General features: G+C 48.2%; 14 protein-coding genes. 7 read left to right on the forward strand and 7 right to left on the reverse strand.

The annotated features are described in order from the left end of the window. Positions 1-4: 4 nt before the first annotated feature. Entirely contained in the window at positions 5-538 is a 534-nt protein-coding gene (locus VFS25_RS03410; RefSeq protein WP_326460710.1) for a YceI family protein, read from the reverse strand. 41 nt (positions 539-579) lie between these two features. On the opposite strand from VFS25_RS03410, the gene VFS25_RS03415 reads away from it, so the two are divergent. Continuing rightward, positions 580-1,947, forward strand: coding sequence for an exonuclease domain-containing protein (locus VFS25_RS03415; RefSeq protein ID WP_326460711.1), 1,368 nt, complete (start codon positions 580-582; stop codon positions 1,945-1,947). Positions 1,948-2,363: 416 nt separating this feature from the next. Here the strand turns inward: VFS25_RS03415 and VFS25_RS03420 are convergent, their stop codons facing one another. Beyond that, positions 2,364-2,987, reverse strand: coding sequence for an energy transducer TonB (locus tag VFS25_RS03420; RefSeq protein ID WP_326460712.1), 624 nt, complete (start codon positions 2,985-2,987; stop codon positions 2,364-2,366). 509 nt (positions 2,988-3,496) lie between these two features. Here VFS25_RS03420 and VFS25_RS03425 point away from each other — a divergent pair. From VFS25_RS03425 to VFS25_RS03435, 3 genes are all read left to right on the forward strand, one after another. Then, positions 3,497-4,429, forward strand: a complete 933-nt coding sequence (locus VFS25_RS03425; protein ID WP_326460713.1) for a phosphoribosylaminoimidazolesuccinocarboxamide synthase — start codon at positions 3,497-3,499, stop codon at positions 4,427-4,429. Between the two features lie 165 nt (positions 4,430-4,594). Then, positions 4,595-6,391 carry an ABC transporter ATP-binding protein gene (locus VFS25_RS03430; protein WP_326460714.1) on the forward strand — a complete coding sequence of 599 codons (1,797 nt, stop codon included), beginning with the start codon at positions 4,595-4,597 and terminating at the stop codon, positions 6,389-6,391. Between the two features lie 165 nt (positions 6,392-6,556). After that, positions 6,557-6,997, forward strand: coding sequence for a DUF3276 family protein (locus VFS25_RS03435; protein ID WP_326460715.1), 441 nt, complete (start codon positions 6,557-6,559; stop codon positions 6,995-6,997). Positions 6,998-7,211: 214 nt separating this feature from the next. On the opposite strand, the gene pgi is transcribed toward VFS25_RS03435, so the two are convergent. Both pgi and VFS25_RS03445 read right to left on the reverse strand, forming a co-directional pair. Next, entirely contained in the window at positions 7,212-8,864 is a 1,653-nt protein-coding gene (pgi, locus tag VFS25_RS03440) for a glucose-6-phosphate isomerase (RefSeq protein ID WP_326460716.1), read from the reverse strand. Between the two features lie 38 nt (positions 8,865-8,902). Continuing rightward, complete coding sequence (locus VFS25_RS03445) at positions 8,903-9,712, reverse strand: hypothetical protein (RefSeq protein ID WP_326460717.1); 810 nt, start codon at positions 9,710-9,712, stop codon at positions 8,903-8,905. Positions 9,713-9,881: 169 nt separating this feature from the next. Between VFS25_RS03445 and prfB the strand changes: the two genes are divergently transcribed. Together prfB and pruA are read left to right on the forward strand one after the other, a co-directional pair. After that, positions 9,882-10,971, forward strand: a protein-coding gene (gene prfB / locus VFS25_RS03450; RefSeq protein WP_326460718.1) for a peptide chain release factor 2 whose coding sequence is annotated in 2 segments (ribosomal slippage) — positions 9,882-9,941 and positions 9,943-10,971 — 1,089 coding nt in all. Because the reading frame shifts where the segments join, the coding sequence is not laid out codon by codon here. Between the two features lie 159 nt (positions 10,972-11,130). Then, on the forward strand, positions 11,131-12,771 hold the full coding sequence (gene pruA / locus VFS25_RS03455) for an L-glutamate gamma-semialdehyde dehydrogenase (protein ID WP_326460719.1): 1,641 nt from the start codon (positions 11,131-11,133) through the stop codon (positions 12,769-12,771). On the opposite strand, the gene VFS25_RS03460 is transcribed toward pruA, so the two are convergent. Further along, the gene (locus VFS25_RS03460; protein ID WP_326460720.1) at positions 12,713-13,573 is read right to left on the reverse strand and encodes a phosphatase PAP2 family protein; all 861 of its coding nucleotides are present in this window, start codon (positions 13,571-13,573) and stop codon (positions 12,713-12,715) included. The two genes, pruA and VFS25_RS03460, sit on opposite strands and share 59 nt — an antisense overlap. Positions 13,574-13,747: 174 nt before the next feature. Between VFS25_RS03460 and VFS25_RS03465 the strand changes: the two genes are divergently transcribed. Continuing rightward, on the forward strand, positions 13,748-14,437 hold the full coding sequence (locus VFS25_RS03465; RefSeq protein WP_326460721.1) for an NAD-dependent deacylase: 690 nt from the start codon (positions 13,748-13,750) through the stop codon (positions 14,435-14,437). A gap of 11 nt (positions 14,438-14,448) precedes the next feature. Here VFS25_RS03465 and VFS25_RS03470 read toward each other — a convergent pair whose 3' ends face one another. Together VFS25_RS03470 and VFS25_RS03475 are read right to left on the reverse strand one after the other, a co-directional pair. Next, positions 14,449-16,314 carry a hypothetical protein gene (locus VFS25_RS03470; RefSeq protein WP_326460722.1) on the reverse strand — a complete coding sequence of 622 codons (1,866 nt, stop codon included), beginning with the start codon at positions 16,312-16,314 and terminating at the stop codon, positions 14,449-14,451. 111 nt (positions 16,315-16,425) lie between these two features. Further along, entirely contained in the window at positions 16,426-17,751 is a 1,326-nt protein-coding gene (locus VFS25_RS03475; RefSeq protein ID WP_326460723.1) for a saccharopine dehydrogenase C-terminal domain-containing protein, read from the reverse strand. Between the last annotated feature and the right edge of the window lie 542 nt (positions 17,752-18,293).

An 18,293-nucleotide genomic window follows, 5' to 3' on the forward strand; every position in this document is an offset into this window, starting at 1 on the left:
TTGCTTATTGCTTCACCAGCTCTATTTCACAATTAATACGCACGTCGTCGCCTACCACCACACCGCCGGCTTCTGTTACCGCGCTCCAGTTCAATCCAAAATCCTTCCGGTTAATTTTACCGCTCACTGTAAAACCTGCACGGTGGTTGCCCCAGGGGTCCTTTACCACACCGCCAAACTCCACGCCCAGCTTTACTGTTTTGGTTACATCGCGGATGGTCAGGTCGCCGGTTATATTGTAGGAACCATCATTATCTACCGGCTCATATTTGGTGGGCACAAATTTGATCTGCGGAAAAGCATGGTCATCAAAAAACTCCGGGGATCGCAGGTGCCGGTCCCGGTCCTCATTGCCGGTAGTTATAGAGGCGGTATCTGCCGTAAAAACAGCCTTTGCAGTTGTGAAATCCTCGTCTTCAGTTTCCGCTTCCAGGCTGAATTTGTTGAAATGCCCTGAAACATTGGTGATCATCAGGTGCCTGATCTTAAAACCGATCATGCTGTGTGCCGGGTCCAGGACCCATTTAGTGGTTGCCATATTAGAGGAGTTTAATGCTGTAATTCGTAATTTACACCCAAATGTATGCCATTGTTGACATAGAAACTACCGGCGGCCATGCCAGCGCCAACGCCATTACAGAAGTAGCCATTTTTATATTTGACGGCCTGCAGGTGGTGCAGGAGTACCATACCCTGGTAAATCCCCGTATGCCCATACCGTATTATGTGCAGTCGCTTACCGGCATTACCAATGAAATGGTGGCGGAAGCGCCGGACTTTGCAGTAGTTGCGGAAAGCATTTATGATCTGCTGCATGATAAGATATTTGTGGCGCACAACGTCAACTTTGATTATTCTTTTTTACAATACCACCTGGCTGCCCATGGTTATGAGCTGAAATGCAAAAAGCTTTGCACGGTTCGCCTGGGACGCAAAATAGTACCGGGCCTGCCATCGTACAGCCTGGGTAACCTGTGCCGCTCCCTGGAGATACCGGTGCACCAACGCCACCGCGCCGCCGGTGATGCCGCTGCTACCGTACGCCTGTTTGCTCTGTTGCTGGAGCGCGATACCGGGCAGGCCATTGCAGGCGCGCTGAAGGCAGGCTCCAAAGAGCAGTTTTTGCCGCCCAACCTGCCGCCTGAACAGGTAAAGCAGCTGCCGATGACGCCGGGGGTATATTATTTTCATGACCAGAAGGGGAAGGTGGTGTATGTGGGCAAGGCCCGCAACCTGCGCAAACGGGTGAACAGCCATTTTACCGGTAATAACGCCGGACGTAAACGCCAGGAGTTCCTGCGGAACATTTACAGCATTACCTATGAAGTAACCGGTACCGAGCTAATGGCGGAGATACTGGAATCGGTGGAGATAAAAAGACTCTGGCCCGTATACAATTATGCCCAGAAGCATGTGGAGTTCAACTATGGCTTTTATGCCTTTGAAGACCAGGACGGCTACCTGCGCCTGGCTATTGAAAAACGGCGTAAGTATACCACGCCCCTCCATGTATTTAAATTACTGGTAGAGGGGCACCAGCTGCTCCGGAATATTATCCGCAGGTTTGACCTGTGCCCCAGGCTCTGTTTCCTGCAAAAAGGCAATGGAGCCTGCTTACCGCTGCAGGACCATACCTGCCGGGGCGCCTGTGAAAAAAAAGAACCTCCCGCCTTGTATAATAACAGGGTACAGGAAGCAATCAGCTGGCTGCAGCAGCAACAGCCGTCTTTTGTAATTATTGGTCATGGGAGGGATGTGGGCGAGCAAAGCTGCATACTCATGGAAAAAGGGCGCTTTTACGGCATGGGCTACCTCCCGCGGGACGTGGCCGTTACCGGCAGTGAGCAGCTGAAAGACTGGCTCACCCCTTATCCTGAAAATGAATACATCCTGAACCTTATACGGCTGCATGCAGCCGGTAAGGCAGCCCGTTTGTTACCACTCTGACAAGCAAAAAACCGGCAGCCTGCCATGTAAAAACACAGCTAAAGCTAACCGCCCGCATTATTATTGAAAGAATGTGTTGCTGTTGCGCAGGTATGAATGATCATGGTAAGGCCAGCCCTTTTGGCTGTTACAGATCATAAATATCCTGGTACCGGTTCCGGTACAATGCTGGTATGATAGTTTGTTTCGCATGATGCAACCAAACAGCCGTCTGTGCAATCATCAGCAAAAATTGAAAACTGTGTCCTTTGATCTCTTATAATATAAAACGAAACTTTATTAAAAGTAACTTATATAAAACTGATCCTGCACAGATAGCCTGTGCTCACGGAAACAATATCATAAACCCTGGACAAGCAGGCAACAACATCACATTCAAAACAATAACAAAAAGTAGTAACAATCCCGGTTATTAATTACTGCTGCTGCAGCAGGAACTTAACCGGCAGCTCATAGTACATGTTTACAACACGGCCGTTGTAGTTAACAGGTTTGAACTGCAGACTTTTAGCGGCTTCCACAGCAGCTTCTTCCAGGCCATAACCCAGGTTGGTCTTAGGCTCAACTTCGCTAACATGACCTTTGTCGTCGATAACGAAAGATACGTACACTGTACCGTTGATACCGTTTTCCTTGGCTTTGAAAGGATATTTCAGGTTAGCGTACAGGGATGCGGTAGCATCAGCCAGCAGCTGCCGTTGTTCCGGCGTGTAGGTAATGGTGGTAAACACGGTGTCGGGTTTGCCATTACGCTGGCGGATCCAGTAAGCGTCAGCCACGGTATTGTCCTGGATGGTGTAACCATGCTGGATCTGGCGGCTGTCGAAATAATTGTAAGACCAGCGGCCTGGTTTCAGCAGGTTTTCGCCGCCTTCTCCGTTCAGTTGCACAAAGGTGTTTGTACCGTTGTCGCCTTTGTTGATAATAAAACGGATTGCACCGTTCTTGTAATAAACAGTGTCGTTGGACGCCTTAGATTGCAAAGAGCAGCCCAGCGCCATAAGTAATACTACGGCTGCCCCTAAGAATTGCTTCTTCATAGGTCGTTGTTTTATTGAATTAGAATTGTTAATGCCTCTTTCATGTTTTCTTAGTACGTTGGTGTGTTCAGAAAGCGTTCTCATAACTACATTTTTGATTGTTTACTATTTGGTTTCACCGGCATTTGTGTCCCCCACAAATTAGTGCGTTTGCCTGTTGCACAACCGGTGATTATCAGTCCGATATGCAGCTAAAGTGAATACCTGCTTGAGTTACGGCTCATAATTAAATCACGCCTCAAATTACGATTTTTTAATAAATAGTAATAATTAATATAAGATTTTTTATTCTATTAATAATTAACACCACATATCCACATGGTTTTCAGATGGTAAGTAATTTTAAATCATTCTTTTTCATATATGATGTGGCATGTGTAATATTTTTTTTCCACCACGTCGAAAAAAAAGACGTGCTTCGGAAATTTGTTTAGGTTCGCACCGTATTTTTGCGCGTCGTTGGTTTGCATAAACCATTCATTTTAAATTAATTTATAATTTTCTGACTGATGCTTACATCCGGTTTCAAATTCCCGGGACAAACCGCCTACTATAAAGGCAAGGTACGTGATGTGTATACCATTAATAACCAGCTGATGGTGATGTTGGTAAGCGACCGTATTTCTGCCTTCGACGTAGTGCTGCCCAGGCCCATTCCTTATAAAGGGCAGGTACTGAACCAGGTGGCCGCCATTATGCTGGATGCCACTAAAGACATTGTACCGAACTGGGTAAAATCTGTTCCCCTGCCAAATGTGACCATCGGGTTAAAATGTGAAACCTTCCCGGTGGAAATGGTGGTGCGCGGTAACCTTACCGGCCATGCATGGCGCACTTATAAAAGCGGCAAACGCGAGCTTTGCGGCGTGTCGCTGCCCGAAGGCCTGAAAGAAAACGATTTTTTCCCCAATCCCATTATTACCCCTACCACCAAAGCGCACGAAGGGCATGATGAGGACATTAGCCGTGAGCAGATCATTGCCCGTGGCCTGGTAAGCGAAAAGGATTACGCACAGCTGGAAAAATATACCCTGGCCCTGTTTCAGCGCGGCAAGGAGCTGGCAGCCAAACGCGGCCTCATACTGGTTGACACCAAGTATGAATTTGGTAAGATAGGCGATACCATTTATGTAATAGACGAAGTGCATACGCCCGACTCTTCCCGTTACTTCTATGCCAAAGGCTATGAGGAAAACCAGCAAGCCGGTAAGCCGCAAAAGCAGCTCAGCAAGGAGTTTGTGCGCGAATGGCTGATGGAAAACGGCTTCCAGGGTAAAGAGGGGCAGCAGGTACCGGAAATGGACGATGCCTTTGTAAAAAGCGTTAGCGACCGTTACATTGAGCTGTTTGAAAATATAACAGGGCAACCGTTTGTAAAGGAGGATGTAACGCCCGCTGAAATAGAAAAGAAAATTATCGACACTTTAAAAAGCCTTTCATAAATAAAGAGCCTCGCGTAAGCGGGGCTTTTTTATAGGTCTTTTTTTCACGCAGCGCACTGCTGCGCATCAATGGAAACCGTCGCACACTGCTTTAAGCCGGCCTTCTGCTTTTAGCTTTCTGCTTTTTCTTACCTTTGCCCAATCCTGTAATCTAAGCAACAAGCGATGAAGCATTTAGGCGCGCTGAATATATACTTTGTAAAATATAAATGGTTATTCATACTGGGGCTGTTGTTCACTTCCATTTCCATTGTCTTCAGCATTTTTCAACCCGTAATGGTAAGGCAGATATTTGACCTGCTGGCCCAAAACCTGGATAGCTACCGCATGATCAACGACATGGATATAAAAAGCCTGTTCCGGGCCGATTTTACCCGTGTGCTGGCCTTTTACGGCATTACCATATTGGCATCGGCCCTGCTGAGCGGTTTCTTCATGTTCCTGCAGCGCCAAACCCTTATTGTAATGAGCCGCCATATTGAATACGACCTCAAGAATGATATTTACCAGCACTACCAGGAGCTGGACCTCAACTTTTTTAAAATGCACCGTACCGGCGACATGATGAGCCGCATTACGGAAGATGTATCACGGGTACGTATGTACGTTGGGCCTGCCATTATGTATGCGGCCCGCACCATTATAATGCTGGTAATGATCGTGTACCTGATGGTAAAGGTGAACTTTACCCTTACCATCTACACCTTATCGCCGCTGCCGGTGCTGGCCCTTACTATTTATTATGTGAACCGCATTATCCACCGCAAAAGCGAGCGCATACAGGCGCAGCTTTCCAATCTTACCTCTATTGCGCAGGAGTCGTACTCCGGTATACGGGTTATAAAATCATATGTGCAGGAAGAAAGCAGCGCCCGCCACTTTGAGCAGGCCAGTGAAGAATACAAGGTAAGCTCCGTAAGCCTGGCCAAAACAGATGCGCTGTACCAGCCCGCCATGTCGCTCATGATAGGGCTGAGTGTTATACTCACCATATTTATCGGGGGCATACAGGTAATACACGGCAACATTACCGTAGGTAACCTGGCGGAGTTTGTGATTTATGTGAACATGCTTATTTTCCCGTTCTTCTCTATAGGATGGGTGGCATCTATGATACAGCGCGCCGCTGCTTCCCAGCAACGCATCAATGAATTTTTACGTACAGCATCTACCATCAAAAACAGCGAGCATGCCCAGGCCATACCCCTGAAAGGCAGCATCCATTTTGATCATGTATCTTTTACCTACCCCCATACCGGCATCCAGGCCATTAAGGATTTTGACCTTGTTATTCAACCGGGGCAAAAGGTAGCCATCATTGGCCGCACCGGTTCCGGCAAATCCACCCTGGCGCAGCTGCTGCTGCGTATGTACGATCCGCAGCAGGGCCGGGTGCTGCTGGATGGGCACGATATACGCAACCTGCGGCTGGATAGCTTACGCAGCCAGATCAGCTATGTGCCGCAGGATGTGTTCCTGTTCTCCGATAACATTACGAACAATATCCGGTTCGGCGCACCCGCTGCCGGCATAGAAGCCGTGCGCCAGGCGGCCCGGCAGGCATCGGTGGAAAAAGACATCCTGAACTTCAACGAAGGGTTTGATACCATGATAGGGGAGCGGGGCGTAACACTCAGCGGCGGACAAAAACAGCGTATATCCATTGCACGCGCGCTGATCATGGATCCCAACATCCTGGTGTTCGACGATTGCCTGTCGGCTGTAGATGCCCGCACCGAAAAAGAGATCATAGGTAACCTGTACGCCTATCTGAAAGATAAAACGGCTATTATTATTACACACCGCATATTTGCCCTGTTTGAGTTTGATAAAATAATCGTTTTAGACGATGGCAGGATTGTTGAAACAGGTACGCATGAACAATTAATGACATCAAACGGCTATTACGCGGAACTGTACGCCCGGCAACAGTCTGGGGAGGAGGAATCTGTAACTGAATAAAAATCATTTTTTTACATATACCGCTGGTCCTTTATCAGGAGCTCTTTTTGATTACTTATCAAAATCATTTAAAATTATTTTGATATTTGTAAAACAATAGTATATTTGTTGCTTATTGAATATTGATAATTTGGATTGATTCGTTAACACTTAAATCTATCAACTGTGGCGTACGAAAACAACAATCAACAGGAAAGAAACAACGACAGCATCTTTTCTAAACGATTGAAAGCGGGTAAAAGAAGAACTTACTTCTTTGATGTAAAGACCACTCGGGGAAACGATTATTTTCTGACCATTACAGAAAGTAAAAAACGTTTCAATGACAATGGGTACGACAGGCACAAGGTATTCCTGTACAAGGAAGACTTTAACAAGTTCCTGAACGCACTAACCGAAACCATCAACTACGTAAAAACCGAGTTGATGCCCGATTTCGATTTTGATGCTTACAACCACGACTACGTGAGAGAAGATGGTGAAGACGATGGAGCCGATGTAGTATCAGAAGCTACCGTTGCTGCCGCACCGATAGCTGAACCTGCTATTGCTCCCGCTGCTGCTGCTGCCGCCACATCTCACAGCGATGATGTAGACAAATGGTAAGATTTTTACGCTTATTCAGAATAGCACCTCCGGATTTCTCCGGAGGTTTTTTTTATACTATTTTTTCCTCTTCACTTTCGCTTCCCCCTGCTTTCTCCTTGGGCTCCTCTTGCTTACAGCTGTTAAAATATTACCGGTGTAAGGATGGTCTTAAATAAAAAGCCGCTCACGGCTCATTACCATGAACGGCTTTATATTAAATAAAATAATACCGTTATTGCTTCATCTGCTTCCATGCATTAATCAGCCCGTTGGTGCTGGAGTCGTGCGCGGTTACCTTATCACCGCTTTGCAGCTCCGGCAGTATTTTATTGGCCAGCTGCTTGCCCAGCTCCACACCCCACTGGTCAAAAGTGTAAATATTCCAGATAACGCCCTGCACAAATATCTTATGTTCGTATAGGGCTATCAGTGAGCCCAGCGAACGCGGTGTAATTTCCTTTACCAGGAAAGAGTTGGAAGGCCGGTTGCCGGTGAATACCTTATATGGCAGCAGCTTGGCAATAGCATCGGCCGTCATGCCGGATTTTTCCAGCTCCGCCTTTACCTCATCTGCGGTTTTGCCGTTCATTAACGCCTCTGTTTGTGCAAAGAAGTTAGACAGCAGCTTAACATGATGGTCGCCGATAGGGTTGTGGCTGATAGCCGGCGCAATAAAGTCGCACGGGATCAGCTTGGTGCCCTGGTGTATAAGCTGGTAAAAAGCGTGCTGCCCGTTGGTGCCGGGCTCGCCCCAAACAATAGGGCCGGTCTGGTAGGGTACAGGCTGGCCGTTACGGTCAACATACTTACCGTTGCTCTCCATATTTCCCTGCTGAAAATAGGCTGCGAAGCGGTGCATGTACTGGTCGTACGGTAATATGGCTTCAGAGTCGGCGTCAAAAAAGTTGCCGTACCAAAGTCCCACCAGCGCCATAATGGCCGGTATGTTCTTTTCAAACGGGGTAGTGGTAAAGTGCTCGTCTACCGCATGCGCTCCTTCCAGCAGGGCCTTAAAGTTGCCGAAGCCAATGGTGAGCGCAATGCTCAGGCCAATGGCAGACCATAGGGAGTAGCGGCCGCCTACCCAGTCCCAGAACTCAAACATATTATTGGGATCAATGCCAAATGCCTTTACTGCTTTTTCGTTGGTGCTAAGCGCGGCAAAGTGCAGGGCAATGTGCTTTTCGTCTTTGGCATGCTGCAGGAACCACTCCCGGGCGGTATTGGCATTGGTCATGGTTTCCTGCGTGGTAAAGGTTTTGGAGGCTATGAGAAACAGCGTTTCCTCCGGTGTTACCTTTTTCAGCGTTTCTGCAATGTGCGTACCGTCTACATTGGAAACAAAGTACGGCTGCATGCCTTCTATCCAGTAGGGCTTCAGAGCTTCCGTTACCATTACCGGTCCCAGGTCCGAGCCGCCTATGCCAATGTTCACAATATAACGTATAGGCTTACCCGTGTAGCCCTTTTGCGCGCCTGAATGTATCTGCTTGCAGTAGTGCTCCATTTTCTGCAGCACCTTGTTCACATCGTCCATTACGTTTTGCCCGTCGAGCATTACCGGTTTGTTGCCGGTATTGCGCAGCGCGGTGTGCAGCACCGCCCGGTTTTCCGTGGCATTGATCTTTTCCGCGTTGAACATGGCTTTGATGGCTGCTTCTACCTGGCACTCGCGCGCCAGCTCCAGCAGCAGGTTACGCGTTTCTTCCGTGATCCGGTTCTTGGAATAATCAAACAGTATATCTTCAAAGCGCAGGGAAAACTTTTCAAAGCGTTGTGCATCCTCTGCAAAAAGCTGGCGCATTTGCACCTGCTTCATGCTGGCGGCATGTTGCTGCAGCTGCTGCCAGGCTTTCGTAGTGGTAGGATTCGTCGATGGAAACATAGTGAAGTTGATTTGTACCCAAAAGTACTTGTTACATTTTAGATTTCTGATTTCCGTTTATAAATATGCCAGCCAATAGTACCGGCCACCAGTACAATAGCTATATAACAGGCAGTGGTAAGCGCCGGTACAGGCAGCCCGTCGGATATTACCCTTTGTATAATAATACTTATAAATGCCCAGATGATTACCAGGCCATAGGTAATATTATAATGCTGTAAGATCATGTAAGCGGCAAAGCCGGCGCACAGGCCCACCATCAGCACCGTCCATGTTACCATGCCTATCACCTGCCCGTTCCATCCCCAGTATACCATCAGCGTTTCCAGGTTCACCAGCGATGAAAAGCTTACCCAGCCCAGGTATATGCTGAAAGGAATTTGCAGCAGCCACTTTTCCCGGCGCGAAACAACGGCATGCCCGATGGCAAAATTATAATGGATGGCTATCAGCGACACCAGCAGCAGCAGCTGGAGCAGGAATGCAAACGGCATAAGCTCATAATGCCAGGCAAAGTACCAGCCGGCGTTGGCTACGCAGCTGATAAGCCACCAGTGGCGCATATGCGTCATTAACCGGGTAAGCTCCTGTAGATGATTTCCCCAGAATGCCAGCCAAAGCTGGTATATAACAAATGCCGCCAGGGCCAGGTAAAGTATGCTCCGGATAATAGTAAGGGCTACAGGTGCAGGCAGCAGCAGGTGCGCATACCGGTTGGATATATCGCTCGTACGGATGCCGTTAATAGGCTGCTCCAGTGTCAGCAGCTTAACGCCTACTACCAGTATGAAACCAATGGCATGAAAGATAGACTGGTTCTTATAATGCAAGGTTTCATCGGCCGCCATAGCATAGTTATGTTTTCGAACATCTGAAGGAAAAGGTGTTAAAAAATATACAAATATTATGCTAAAGCTAATATACTTGTTAATACGATAAAATGCTAATATGCAATACTTAAAATGGTAACTTAACCGGCTTCGCACATTCACAGTTTTTACTTACATTTGCGACCTTATGACAGCAGAGCAACTTAAAGCTATGAGGGACCGTCTTCACGTCCTGGGAGGTTTTCTTTAACGTCCCGGACCGCATAGCCAAAATAGAAAATGACAAACAGCTTACCCTGGCGCCCGGCTTTTGGGACGACAATGCACGGGCCACTTCCATTCTGAAAGAGATAAAGGTGAATAAATTCTGGGTAGACCTTTATGCGCAGGTGCAAACTGCCATTGAGGACAGCGCCGTGCTGTACGACTTCCAGAAAGAAGGCGAAGCCACGGAGGAAGAAGTGCAGGCCGCCTACCAGAAGGCCCTGGCAGAACTGGATGAGCTGGAGTTTAAATCCACCCTTAACCAGCCGGAAGATGAAATGCCGGCAGTATTAACCATTAATTCCGGCGCCGGTGGCACCGAAAGCCAGGATTGGGCCGAAATGCTGCTGCGCATGTACCGCATGTACGGCGAAAAACAGGGTTGGAAAGTATCTGAAATTGATGTACAGTACGGCGACGGCGCCGGCATTAAATCTGCTACCCTGGAGTTCGACGGCGAATTTGCCTACGGCCTGCTGAAAGCAGAAAGCGGCGTGCACCGGCTGGTGCGCATTTCGCCCTTTGATGCCAATGCCCGCAGGCATACGTCCTTTGCATCAGTTTTCGTATATCCATTAGTGGATGATACTATTGAGATAGCCGTAAACCCGGCCGACCTGGAATGGGAGTTTTACCGTTCAGGCGGTAAAGGCGGCCAGAACGTGAACAAGGTGGAAACCGCCGTGCGTTTAAAACACATTCCCTCCGGCATTATTATTGAATGCCAGCAGGCCCGTACCCAGGGCGAAAACCGCGAAAAGGCGCTCACCATGTTAAAATCACGCCTGTATGAAGAGGAGATCCGCAAGCGGGAGGAGCTGAAGAACGCCGCCAACGCCAATAAACGTAAAATTGAATGGGGCTCGCAAATCCGCTCCTATGTTTTCCATCCGTACAAAATGATCAAGGACCACCGTACCGATTTTGAAGTAGGGAACGTGCAGCCCGTAATGGATGGCGACCTGGGCGGCTTTATTAAAGCCTACCTGATGCTGGCGAAGGAAGAAGCGTAAGGAAATATTAAATGTAAAATGTAAAATTTATAAATGTAAAAGTGTGGTGCAGTGTGCTACAGGTAACATTACCGCCTACTTTTACATTTGAAATTTTACATTTAATATTTTACATTTTACCGGTTACAACAAAATTATGAACTACTAAACCTTAAGAGGATGCATAACGCTTATTTTCAATTTGCAGCCCCACACAATGAACCCGTATATAATTATGCCCCCGGTTCTCCCGAAAGAGCCGCATTAAAAAAGCAATTAGCTGCGTTCAAAGCTGCCACTGCAGATATTCCCATGTACATTAACGGGCAGGAGGTGCGCACCGGCAAAACGGTAGACCTTCGTCCCCCGCATGAAATAAAACATAAGCTCGGTCATTTTCATATGGGCGATGCCAGCCATGTACAATCCGCTATTGATGCGGCCCTGGCAGCCCGCGCACAGTGGGCCGATACGCCATGGGAGCAACGCGCGGCCATATTTCTGCGCGCGGCAGAGCTTATTGCTACCAAATACCGGTACCATATGAACGCGGCCACTATGCTGGGCCAAAGCAAAAACGCCTACCAGGCGGAGATTGACAGCGCCTGTGAGCTGATTGACTTCCTGCGCTTTAACGTGCATTACCTGGGCGAAATTTATAAACAGCAGCCTTACAGCCCCCAGGGCATTCATAACAGAACAGAGTACCGCCCGCTGGAAGGTTTTGTGCTGGCGGTAACACCGTTCAACTTTACCGCCATTGCCGGCAACCTGCCCTCCGTAACCGCTATGTGCGGAAACGTGGTGGTATGGAAACCCGCTGATACGCAGGTATTTGCGGCCAGCATGTTCATGCAGGTATTAATAGAAGCCGGTTTACCCGCCGGCGTAATTAACCTGGTGTATGCAGATGGTCCTGTACTGGGCGATGTATGCTTTAACCACCGCGACTTTGCCGGCATACACTTTACCGGCTCTACCGCCGTGTTCCAGCAAATGTGGAAAACCATTGGCGCCAATATTCACAAGTACCGCGCTTACCCGCGCATTGTGGGGGAAACCGGCGGTAAGGATTTTGTGCTGGTGCACAAATCCGCACAGGTAGATGTGGTGGTGACCGCGCTGGCCCGCGGCGCGTTTGAATACCAGGGACAAAAATGCTCCGCTGCTTCCCGCGCTTACCTGCCTTCCAATATTTCCGAAGAGGTGCAGCAAAAGCTGAAGGAAGTGTTGGGCACCATGAAAATGGGTACGGTGGAAGATTTCGGCAACTTTATTAATGCGGTGATAGAAGAACGCGCATTTGATAAAATAGCGGCGTATATAGATAACGCCAAAAAAGATCCCAGGGTAAAGATCATTGCCGGCGGTAACTACAGCAAGGCGGAAGGCTATTTTATTGAACCTACCGTAATTGTAACAACAGATCCCAAATACCGGACCATGTGCGAAGAAATATTTGGTCCCGTGCTAACCATTTACACTTACGACGCGGAGAAGTTTGAAGATATTTTAACGGTGGTAGACACTACTTCCGACTACGCGCTTACAGGATCCATTATTGCGCAGGACCGGTACGCTATTGACCTGGCCACTAAAAAGCTGGTGAACAGCGCCGGTAACTTTTACATTAACGATAAACCTACCGGCGCAGTAGTGGGGCAGCAGCCGTTTGGCGGCGCCAGGGCATCCGGCACCAACGACAAGGCCGGCTCTATGCTAAACCTGTACCGCTGGTTAAGCGCCCGTACCATCAAGGAAACTATGGTACCACCTGCAGACTATAAGTACCCTTTTTTGAGTGACGGCGCTGGTTCCTGATAACCGTGCGGGTTACAAACCAGCCCAGTGACGCGCCTATCCATATATCGCTGCTCCAGTGGCGGTTCTGGTACAGGCGCGTTACGCCTGTAAGGGTGGCCAGGCCATATGCAGCCCAGGGCACCCAGGGATAATCTTTCCCATAAATCTCGGCAAAAGCGGTAGCTACCGTGGTTACAGTTAATGTATGGCCCGAAGGGAAGGAAGTATAGCGGGAGTCGCTGTTAAAAGGCGCGCTGTAGCTGAAAGGATTATCGGAAGTGGTTGGCCGCTGCCTGCGGATGAATATTTTGGCAGTGGTGTACAGCGCCGTAGAAATCAGGAGCGATTTGGCCGCCATCAGCGAAGCATGCTCCAGGTTCCGGTTTTTAGATACCACGCCTGTAACATACAGCACGCCTATCAGGTACGGCGAGTAGGCGTTACCGAAAGGTTCTATCTGGTTGGTAATTTCAGTAAGCCCTTTGGTATGGTTACGCTCAAAGAATTGTTTTACCTCATAGTCGCCTGCCATCAGCAACCCTGCTGTACCCACTACCACACCAAACTTTGCAAAATCGCGGCCCTGCCAGTGAAAAGGGCGGCTGGCCGTAAAGCCCAGGTCCTGCACAATGCTTTTGAGGTAAGTGCCGTTAATGCGGTAACGGATAACACTGTCAGGGCTAATGTTATTAACAGTATCTGCCTTGGGAGTATTGCCGAATGCCGGCAGGCTGTCTTTGGAAACACGGGTGCTGTCTTGTGCCAGTGCCCAGCCGGGCGCCATAAACAGTAAGCAATAGAGGTAATAACGGGTACGCAAGTTGTTATGTTAATTTTGTGCAAAGATAATGTTCCCTGCAATTCAATACCGGTACGGTATAATATGTACCGGCAGCAATATGAAATAGTTTAAACCGTGCAAATTTGCTGCGGCGTGCATTGTAATGCAGCGCAGTATTTTTCTGTAAATTGTACAGCAAACCGCATTGTTATTATGAAACCAAGACTGGTAGTGCTTTCGGGCGCAGGCGTCAGCGCAGAAAGCGGTATTAAAACCTTCCGCGACAGCAACGGCCTGTGGGAAGAATATGATATTTACGAAGTGGCATCGCCCCAGGGCTGGCAAAAGAACCCCGCGCTGGTGCTGGAATTTTATAATATGCGCCGGAAAGATGTAATGAAGGCGCAGCCCAATACAGCGCATCATGGCCTGGCGCAGCTGCAGGATAAATATGATGTGCGCATTATTACCCAGAATATAGATGACCTGCATGAGCGGGCCGGCTCACAGCATGTGCTGCACCTGCATGGCGAGATATTTAAAATGCGCAGCGTGCTGGATGAAACCCGCACCTATCCCATAACAGCCGATATTAAAATCGGCGACCTGGCTGCCGACGGCGGACAGCTGCGCCCGCACATTGTTTGGTTTGGCGAAGCAGTACCCATGATAGAGGTAGCGCTGAAAGAGGTGCTGGCCGCGGATATTTTTGTGGTGGTGGGCACTTCGCTGAACGTGTACCCCGCAGCAGGGCTGCTGGATTACGTAGGACCGATGGTGCCCAAGTATGTGATTGATAAAAGCATACCGGCTGTAAGCAATATAGGGGCGCTGCATTGTATCGAAAAACCTGCTACAGCAGGGGTGGCGGAGCTGATTAAGCTGCTGGAAGCGGCTGGCTGACAACGGCATTTTTATTTTCTGTATTGATCTTTTTTAAAGGGCACCCTTTCAATAAAATGAATATCGTGCGTGCCCTGCTGCACGGTATGGCTGTCCTGCGCATGCTGGATGGCCTGGCTGGCATTAGCGGAAAAAGGTTTGCTGGAAGATACCCGTAATATTACCTCCGGGTTGTTGATGGTTACTTTATTGCCGGCTTTTGCCTGCAGCCGGCCGGTAATTTTACCCTTCCAGTTGGTGGTTGAAAAAAAGGTTACCAGGGAAGGGTAGCAGCGTTCGCATACCGTATTGGGGTTGGAAAACATATCCACCATTAATGCAACAACAGCTACCTGGCTGCCCCCTGTAGTTTTTAAAATTGTTTTCATCTGCTCATCATATACTGTAAGGTCCTGGGCCATCTCAACAATCATAAATTGCTCGCTGTGGGCATGGGCGCCATCATCATATTCAGCTACATCGGCTATCTGGCCGCTATCTACCAGCATAGTGGCTATTTTATCTGCTTTTTCGTGTTTTTCCTCAACAGAGGATGTAGTTTTGCCGCTGCCGTAAAACCGTATATCCCCACCCACCAGCTGCGGGCTGCCGTTTATTACACAGGCCAGGCTGAAAACCGCGTTAATGCCATTGCCGTGTAACGACTCCGGTTCATACAGCTGCTGATCATGCAGGTTTTCACCGGGCAATGTTAAAGGTGACGGCGCATTGGCAGGCTGGTACCCAATGTCCATGGTTTTAATCATGTTCCGGCTGCTGGCAGTACCGTGTACAGACAGGGCAGGCTGCTGCCAGTCCACCTTATAAGCCTGGTCTAATTTTTCAGGCCGGTATGTTCTGATACCCAACTGGCGGTCGGTTTCATGCCGGCGCTTTGCCGCCCTGGCCCGCGACTGTATGTCGGCAATTTCCGCTGTATGTTCATTGCTTATCGTGCCGTCTATATTTGCATCACCAATAGTAACTATTAATACACCATAGGCGTCCAGTACCTCCTTGAAATCTTTTCCTGCCGGCCCATAACGCTGTAAAGGCCGGGTATAGGTCACTTTTGCCTTAGCTACCAGTAATGAAGCATCTATATCCTGGTTCAGGATGCTGTAGTAGTTGCTGCCTCCTTTTACCCACCATTTAGCGCCGTCAAAGGATAACGCGCCCCTGGCAACTGCCGGGGCCCATTCAATATCGGCAGCTTCCTGCTTGCTTTCTTCTTCTTCTTCTTTCTCCTCATCTTCAGATGCTTCCTGCTTCAGGTAGCCTCTTTTCTTTTTATCCCGCTCAACTTCTTTTTCTTTTTCCTTTCCCTTCAGCTTTCTTTTCCTGCGAATCTCCTGGCTGTTGTCAGTTGCAATATCCTCCTTCTCGTTTTCCTCGTTTTCGCTTTCTTCTATTTCTTCTATTTCTACAACCTCGTATTCCTCATTATCCTCATCCTCTTTCTCCTCTTCGTCACTTTCATCCTCTTCACCTTCCAGGCGCTCTCTCAGGAAAGCAGCCATTTCCCGGTCCCACTCGCTGGCGCCGGGCCTTTCCATCCATATCATAATCTCTTCAATTTTTTCCAGCGTGTATTTCTCTTCCTGCAGGGCTTTATAAAAAGTCCCTTCATCTTCGATGTCTGTGCCTGGTACCAGTACTTTCCGCGGTGAGCCAAAAGATATATATACCGCTGTTCTTTGCACAACGCCTTTATCTGCTGCATACCGGTTAGCGGCAGCCTGCAGCTGCGCCTGGGCCTGTACCTGCCGGCTGTTGTTGGCCAGCAGCTGGTAAGAAGGCAACTTTTCCGCTGCCGGCAGCTTTTCTGCTGTAGGTGTAAGGGCCTGGTGAGCAATAGCCTTTGAATTGGCAGGTGCATCTGTTTGAGGGATTTTCATGATACAGGGCTTTCGTGCAATAAGATACTGAATTTGCGTAAAATAAAAAGCCCCGCCTCGCGGCAGGACTTAATATCAAAAGGAAGAGTTCAACACAGGAAACAAAACTTGCTATTCAAAACTCTCTTCAAAACGAATATCGTATTCTTCCAGCTCCTTTAGCACCGGGTTATATACTTCGGGCATAACAGGGATCCGGAGGCCGGTAATATTTATTTTTTCCTGGAATATCAGCTTGGCCATAATGCCCAGGGGCAGCCCTACTGTTTTCGCCATGGCTGTACGCAGGCTGTCTTCGCCCTGCACAATCATGTAGCTGTGCATACGGGTAGCCATGTTGCGCCGCTCAAACTCAATCTCATGCATCATCACTATCATATCCTTATCATTCGGCTGCATGCTAAGGCGCGTTTCCATAACGTGCTGCAAGATAGTAGCATTGGTTTGTTCTCCCAAATTAATTACGTCGCCATTCAGTAAGCCCAGGAATTTGAGCTGCCGTATAACTTTTGATTTGCTGCTTACGCCAAGATGGTGGGCAATATTTTCTTCGTTGCTCAGCTGCTTGTCTATTTTCACCTGCTGGCTGGCCCATTTGAAATAGGTAAGATGATCGGTTTGTATTTTATGGCTGTCATCTGTTAATCCCAGTTTTACGATAGCGCTCCAGCCTTCGCAGAAATCGGGGTAGCGCAGGGTGGCGCGCATAAATGTGGGAATATTTTCCAGGTGGTAGGCCGACATGTAGGCCAGCGAGTCACGGTTAGGGTAGTACGCCAGCTTGCCAAGGCCCGGCACCTGTATGATTTTTGTTTGGTCGAACAGCTGCTCGTGGGTAAGCTCTTTTACCTTGCCCTTATCGCGGTAGGTGGCGCCGGATTTACCTGCCAGCACTATGTTGCGGGCGTTCCAGGATATTTTGTACTGCCAGGCGTTATCATTGCTTTCCGGTGATATAAGTCCGCCGCAATAGGAGCGGAAGGAGTAAATAAGCCCGCCTTTCTTTTCAATGGAATGTATCACCTTCATGGCCGACATATGATCTATACCCGGGTCCAGTCCCATTTCATACATGAACAGCAGGCCGGCGTCCTCAATCTCTTTTTCCAGCTTGCGCACTTCGGGGTCAATGTAAGAGGCGGTAAGCAGGTGTTTTTTGTACTGCAGGCAATCCCGGGCTATGAGTATATGCAGGGCCGGGGGCAGCAGGGAAATTACCAGGTCTGCTTCTGCAATCAGCGGCTGCCGTGCTGCGGGGTCTTTTACATCAATAGCCGCCGGGGTAACGTAATAGGATTTTCCGGTTTTGGATTTAATTAACATCAGGTCATGGTCCACTACCGTTACATGCCACTTCTGCCTTGGCGCATTATTTACCAGGTAATCGATCAGGCAGGTGGCAGACTTTCCGGCGCCAAACAACAGAATGTTTCTCATAGTTCTTCTTTAAGCTTTAAACATGGTTATACAATCAGGGGAAATAACAGCAGCGATCTTACATATGTTCGGAATTTCTGGAAAATCCGATCTCAAAAGTCCCAAAATAATTTTTCCCGCGGTCTTTAATATCTGATTATCATATTGTTAAAAACAAATAGTTTGCCAATATTTTTTTTATTATATATAGAGATGTTAATATGCGTTATCAGCTAAGAGCATTGAAGATACAGACGGCTATGGGGCAGGTACGTATAGCCAGGGCGTTATGTTATTACAAAAACATTTCAAGTGATATTCATTTTTTATATGCTTCCTGCAACCTTGCTCCTCATGTATTAAAAATTAAGCTCAATTAAATAATCCTGGAAAATGCGTGATTATCCGGGGCTATTTGCCGCGGTAACCATTGCCTGAAATCTTATGCACAACCTTTCCCACAGCGGCTCAAAACCGCCTTAAAAACCGTATATTTGCGCTGCCGCCGTTGAAGCGGAAAAAACTGTAAACCAATAATTAACGAGATACAACTTACGATTTTA

The organism is Chitinophaga sp. (assembly GCF_035761305.1).
GTDB lineage: Bacteria > Bacteroidota > Bacteroidia > Chitinophagales > Chitinophagaceae > Chitinophaga.

Coding starts and splice junctions, on each gene's coding strand:
- VFS25_RS03410 (WP_326460710.1), bottom strand. CDS start 538: ATGGCAACCACTAAATGGGTCCTGGACCCGGCACACAGCATGATCGGT.
- VFS25_RS03445 (WP_326460717.1), bottom strand. CDS start 9,712: ATGGCGGCCGATGAAACCTTGCATTATAAGAACCAGTCTATCTTTCAT.
- VFS25_RS03465 (WP_326460721.1), top strand. CDS start 13,748: ATGAAACCAAGACTGGTAGTGCTTTCGGGCGCAGGCGTCAGCGCAGAA.
- VFS25_RS03415 (WP_326460711.1), top strand. CDS start 580: ATGTATGCCATTGTTGACATAGAAACTACCGGCGGCCATGCCAGCGCC.
- VFS25_RS03420 (WP_326460712.1), bottom strand. CDS start 2,987: ATGAAGAAGCAATTCTTAGGGGCAGCCGTAGTATTACTTATGGCGCTG.
- VFS25_RS03470 (WP_326460722.1), bottom strand. CDS start 16,314: ATGAAAATCCCTCAAACAGATGCACCTGCCAATTCAAAGGCTATTGCT.
- VFS25_RS03475 (WP_326460723.1), bottom strand. CDS start 17,751: ATGAGAAACATTCTGTTGTTTGGCGCCGGAAAGTCTGCCACCTGCCTG.
- pgi (WP_326460716.1), bottom strand. CDS start 8,864: ATGTTTCCATCGACGAATCCTACCACTACGAAAGCCTGGCAGCAGCTG.
- VFS25_RS03425 (WP_326460713.1), top strand. CDS start 3,497: ATGCTTACATCCGGTTTCAAATTCCCGGGACAAACCGCCTACTATAAA.
- pruA (WP_326460719.1), top strand. CDS start 11,131: ATGCATAACGCTTATTTTCAATTTGCAGCCCCACACAATGAACCCGTA.
- VFS25_RS03430 (WP_326460714.1), top strand. CDS start 4,595: ATGAAGCATTTAGGCGCGCTGAATATATACTTTGTAAAATATAAATGG.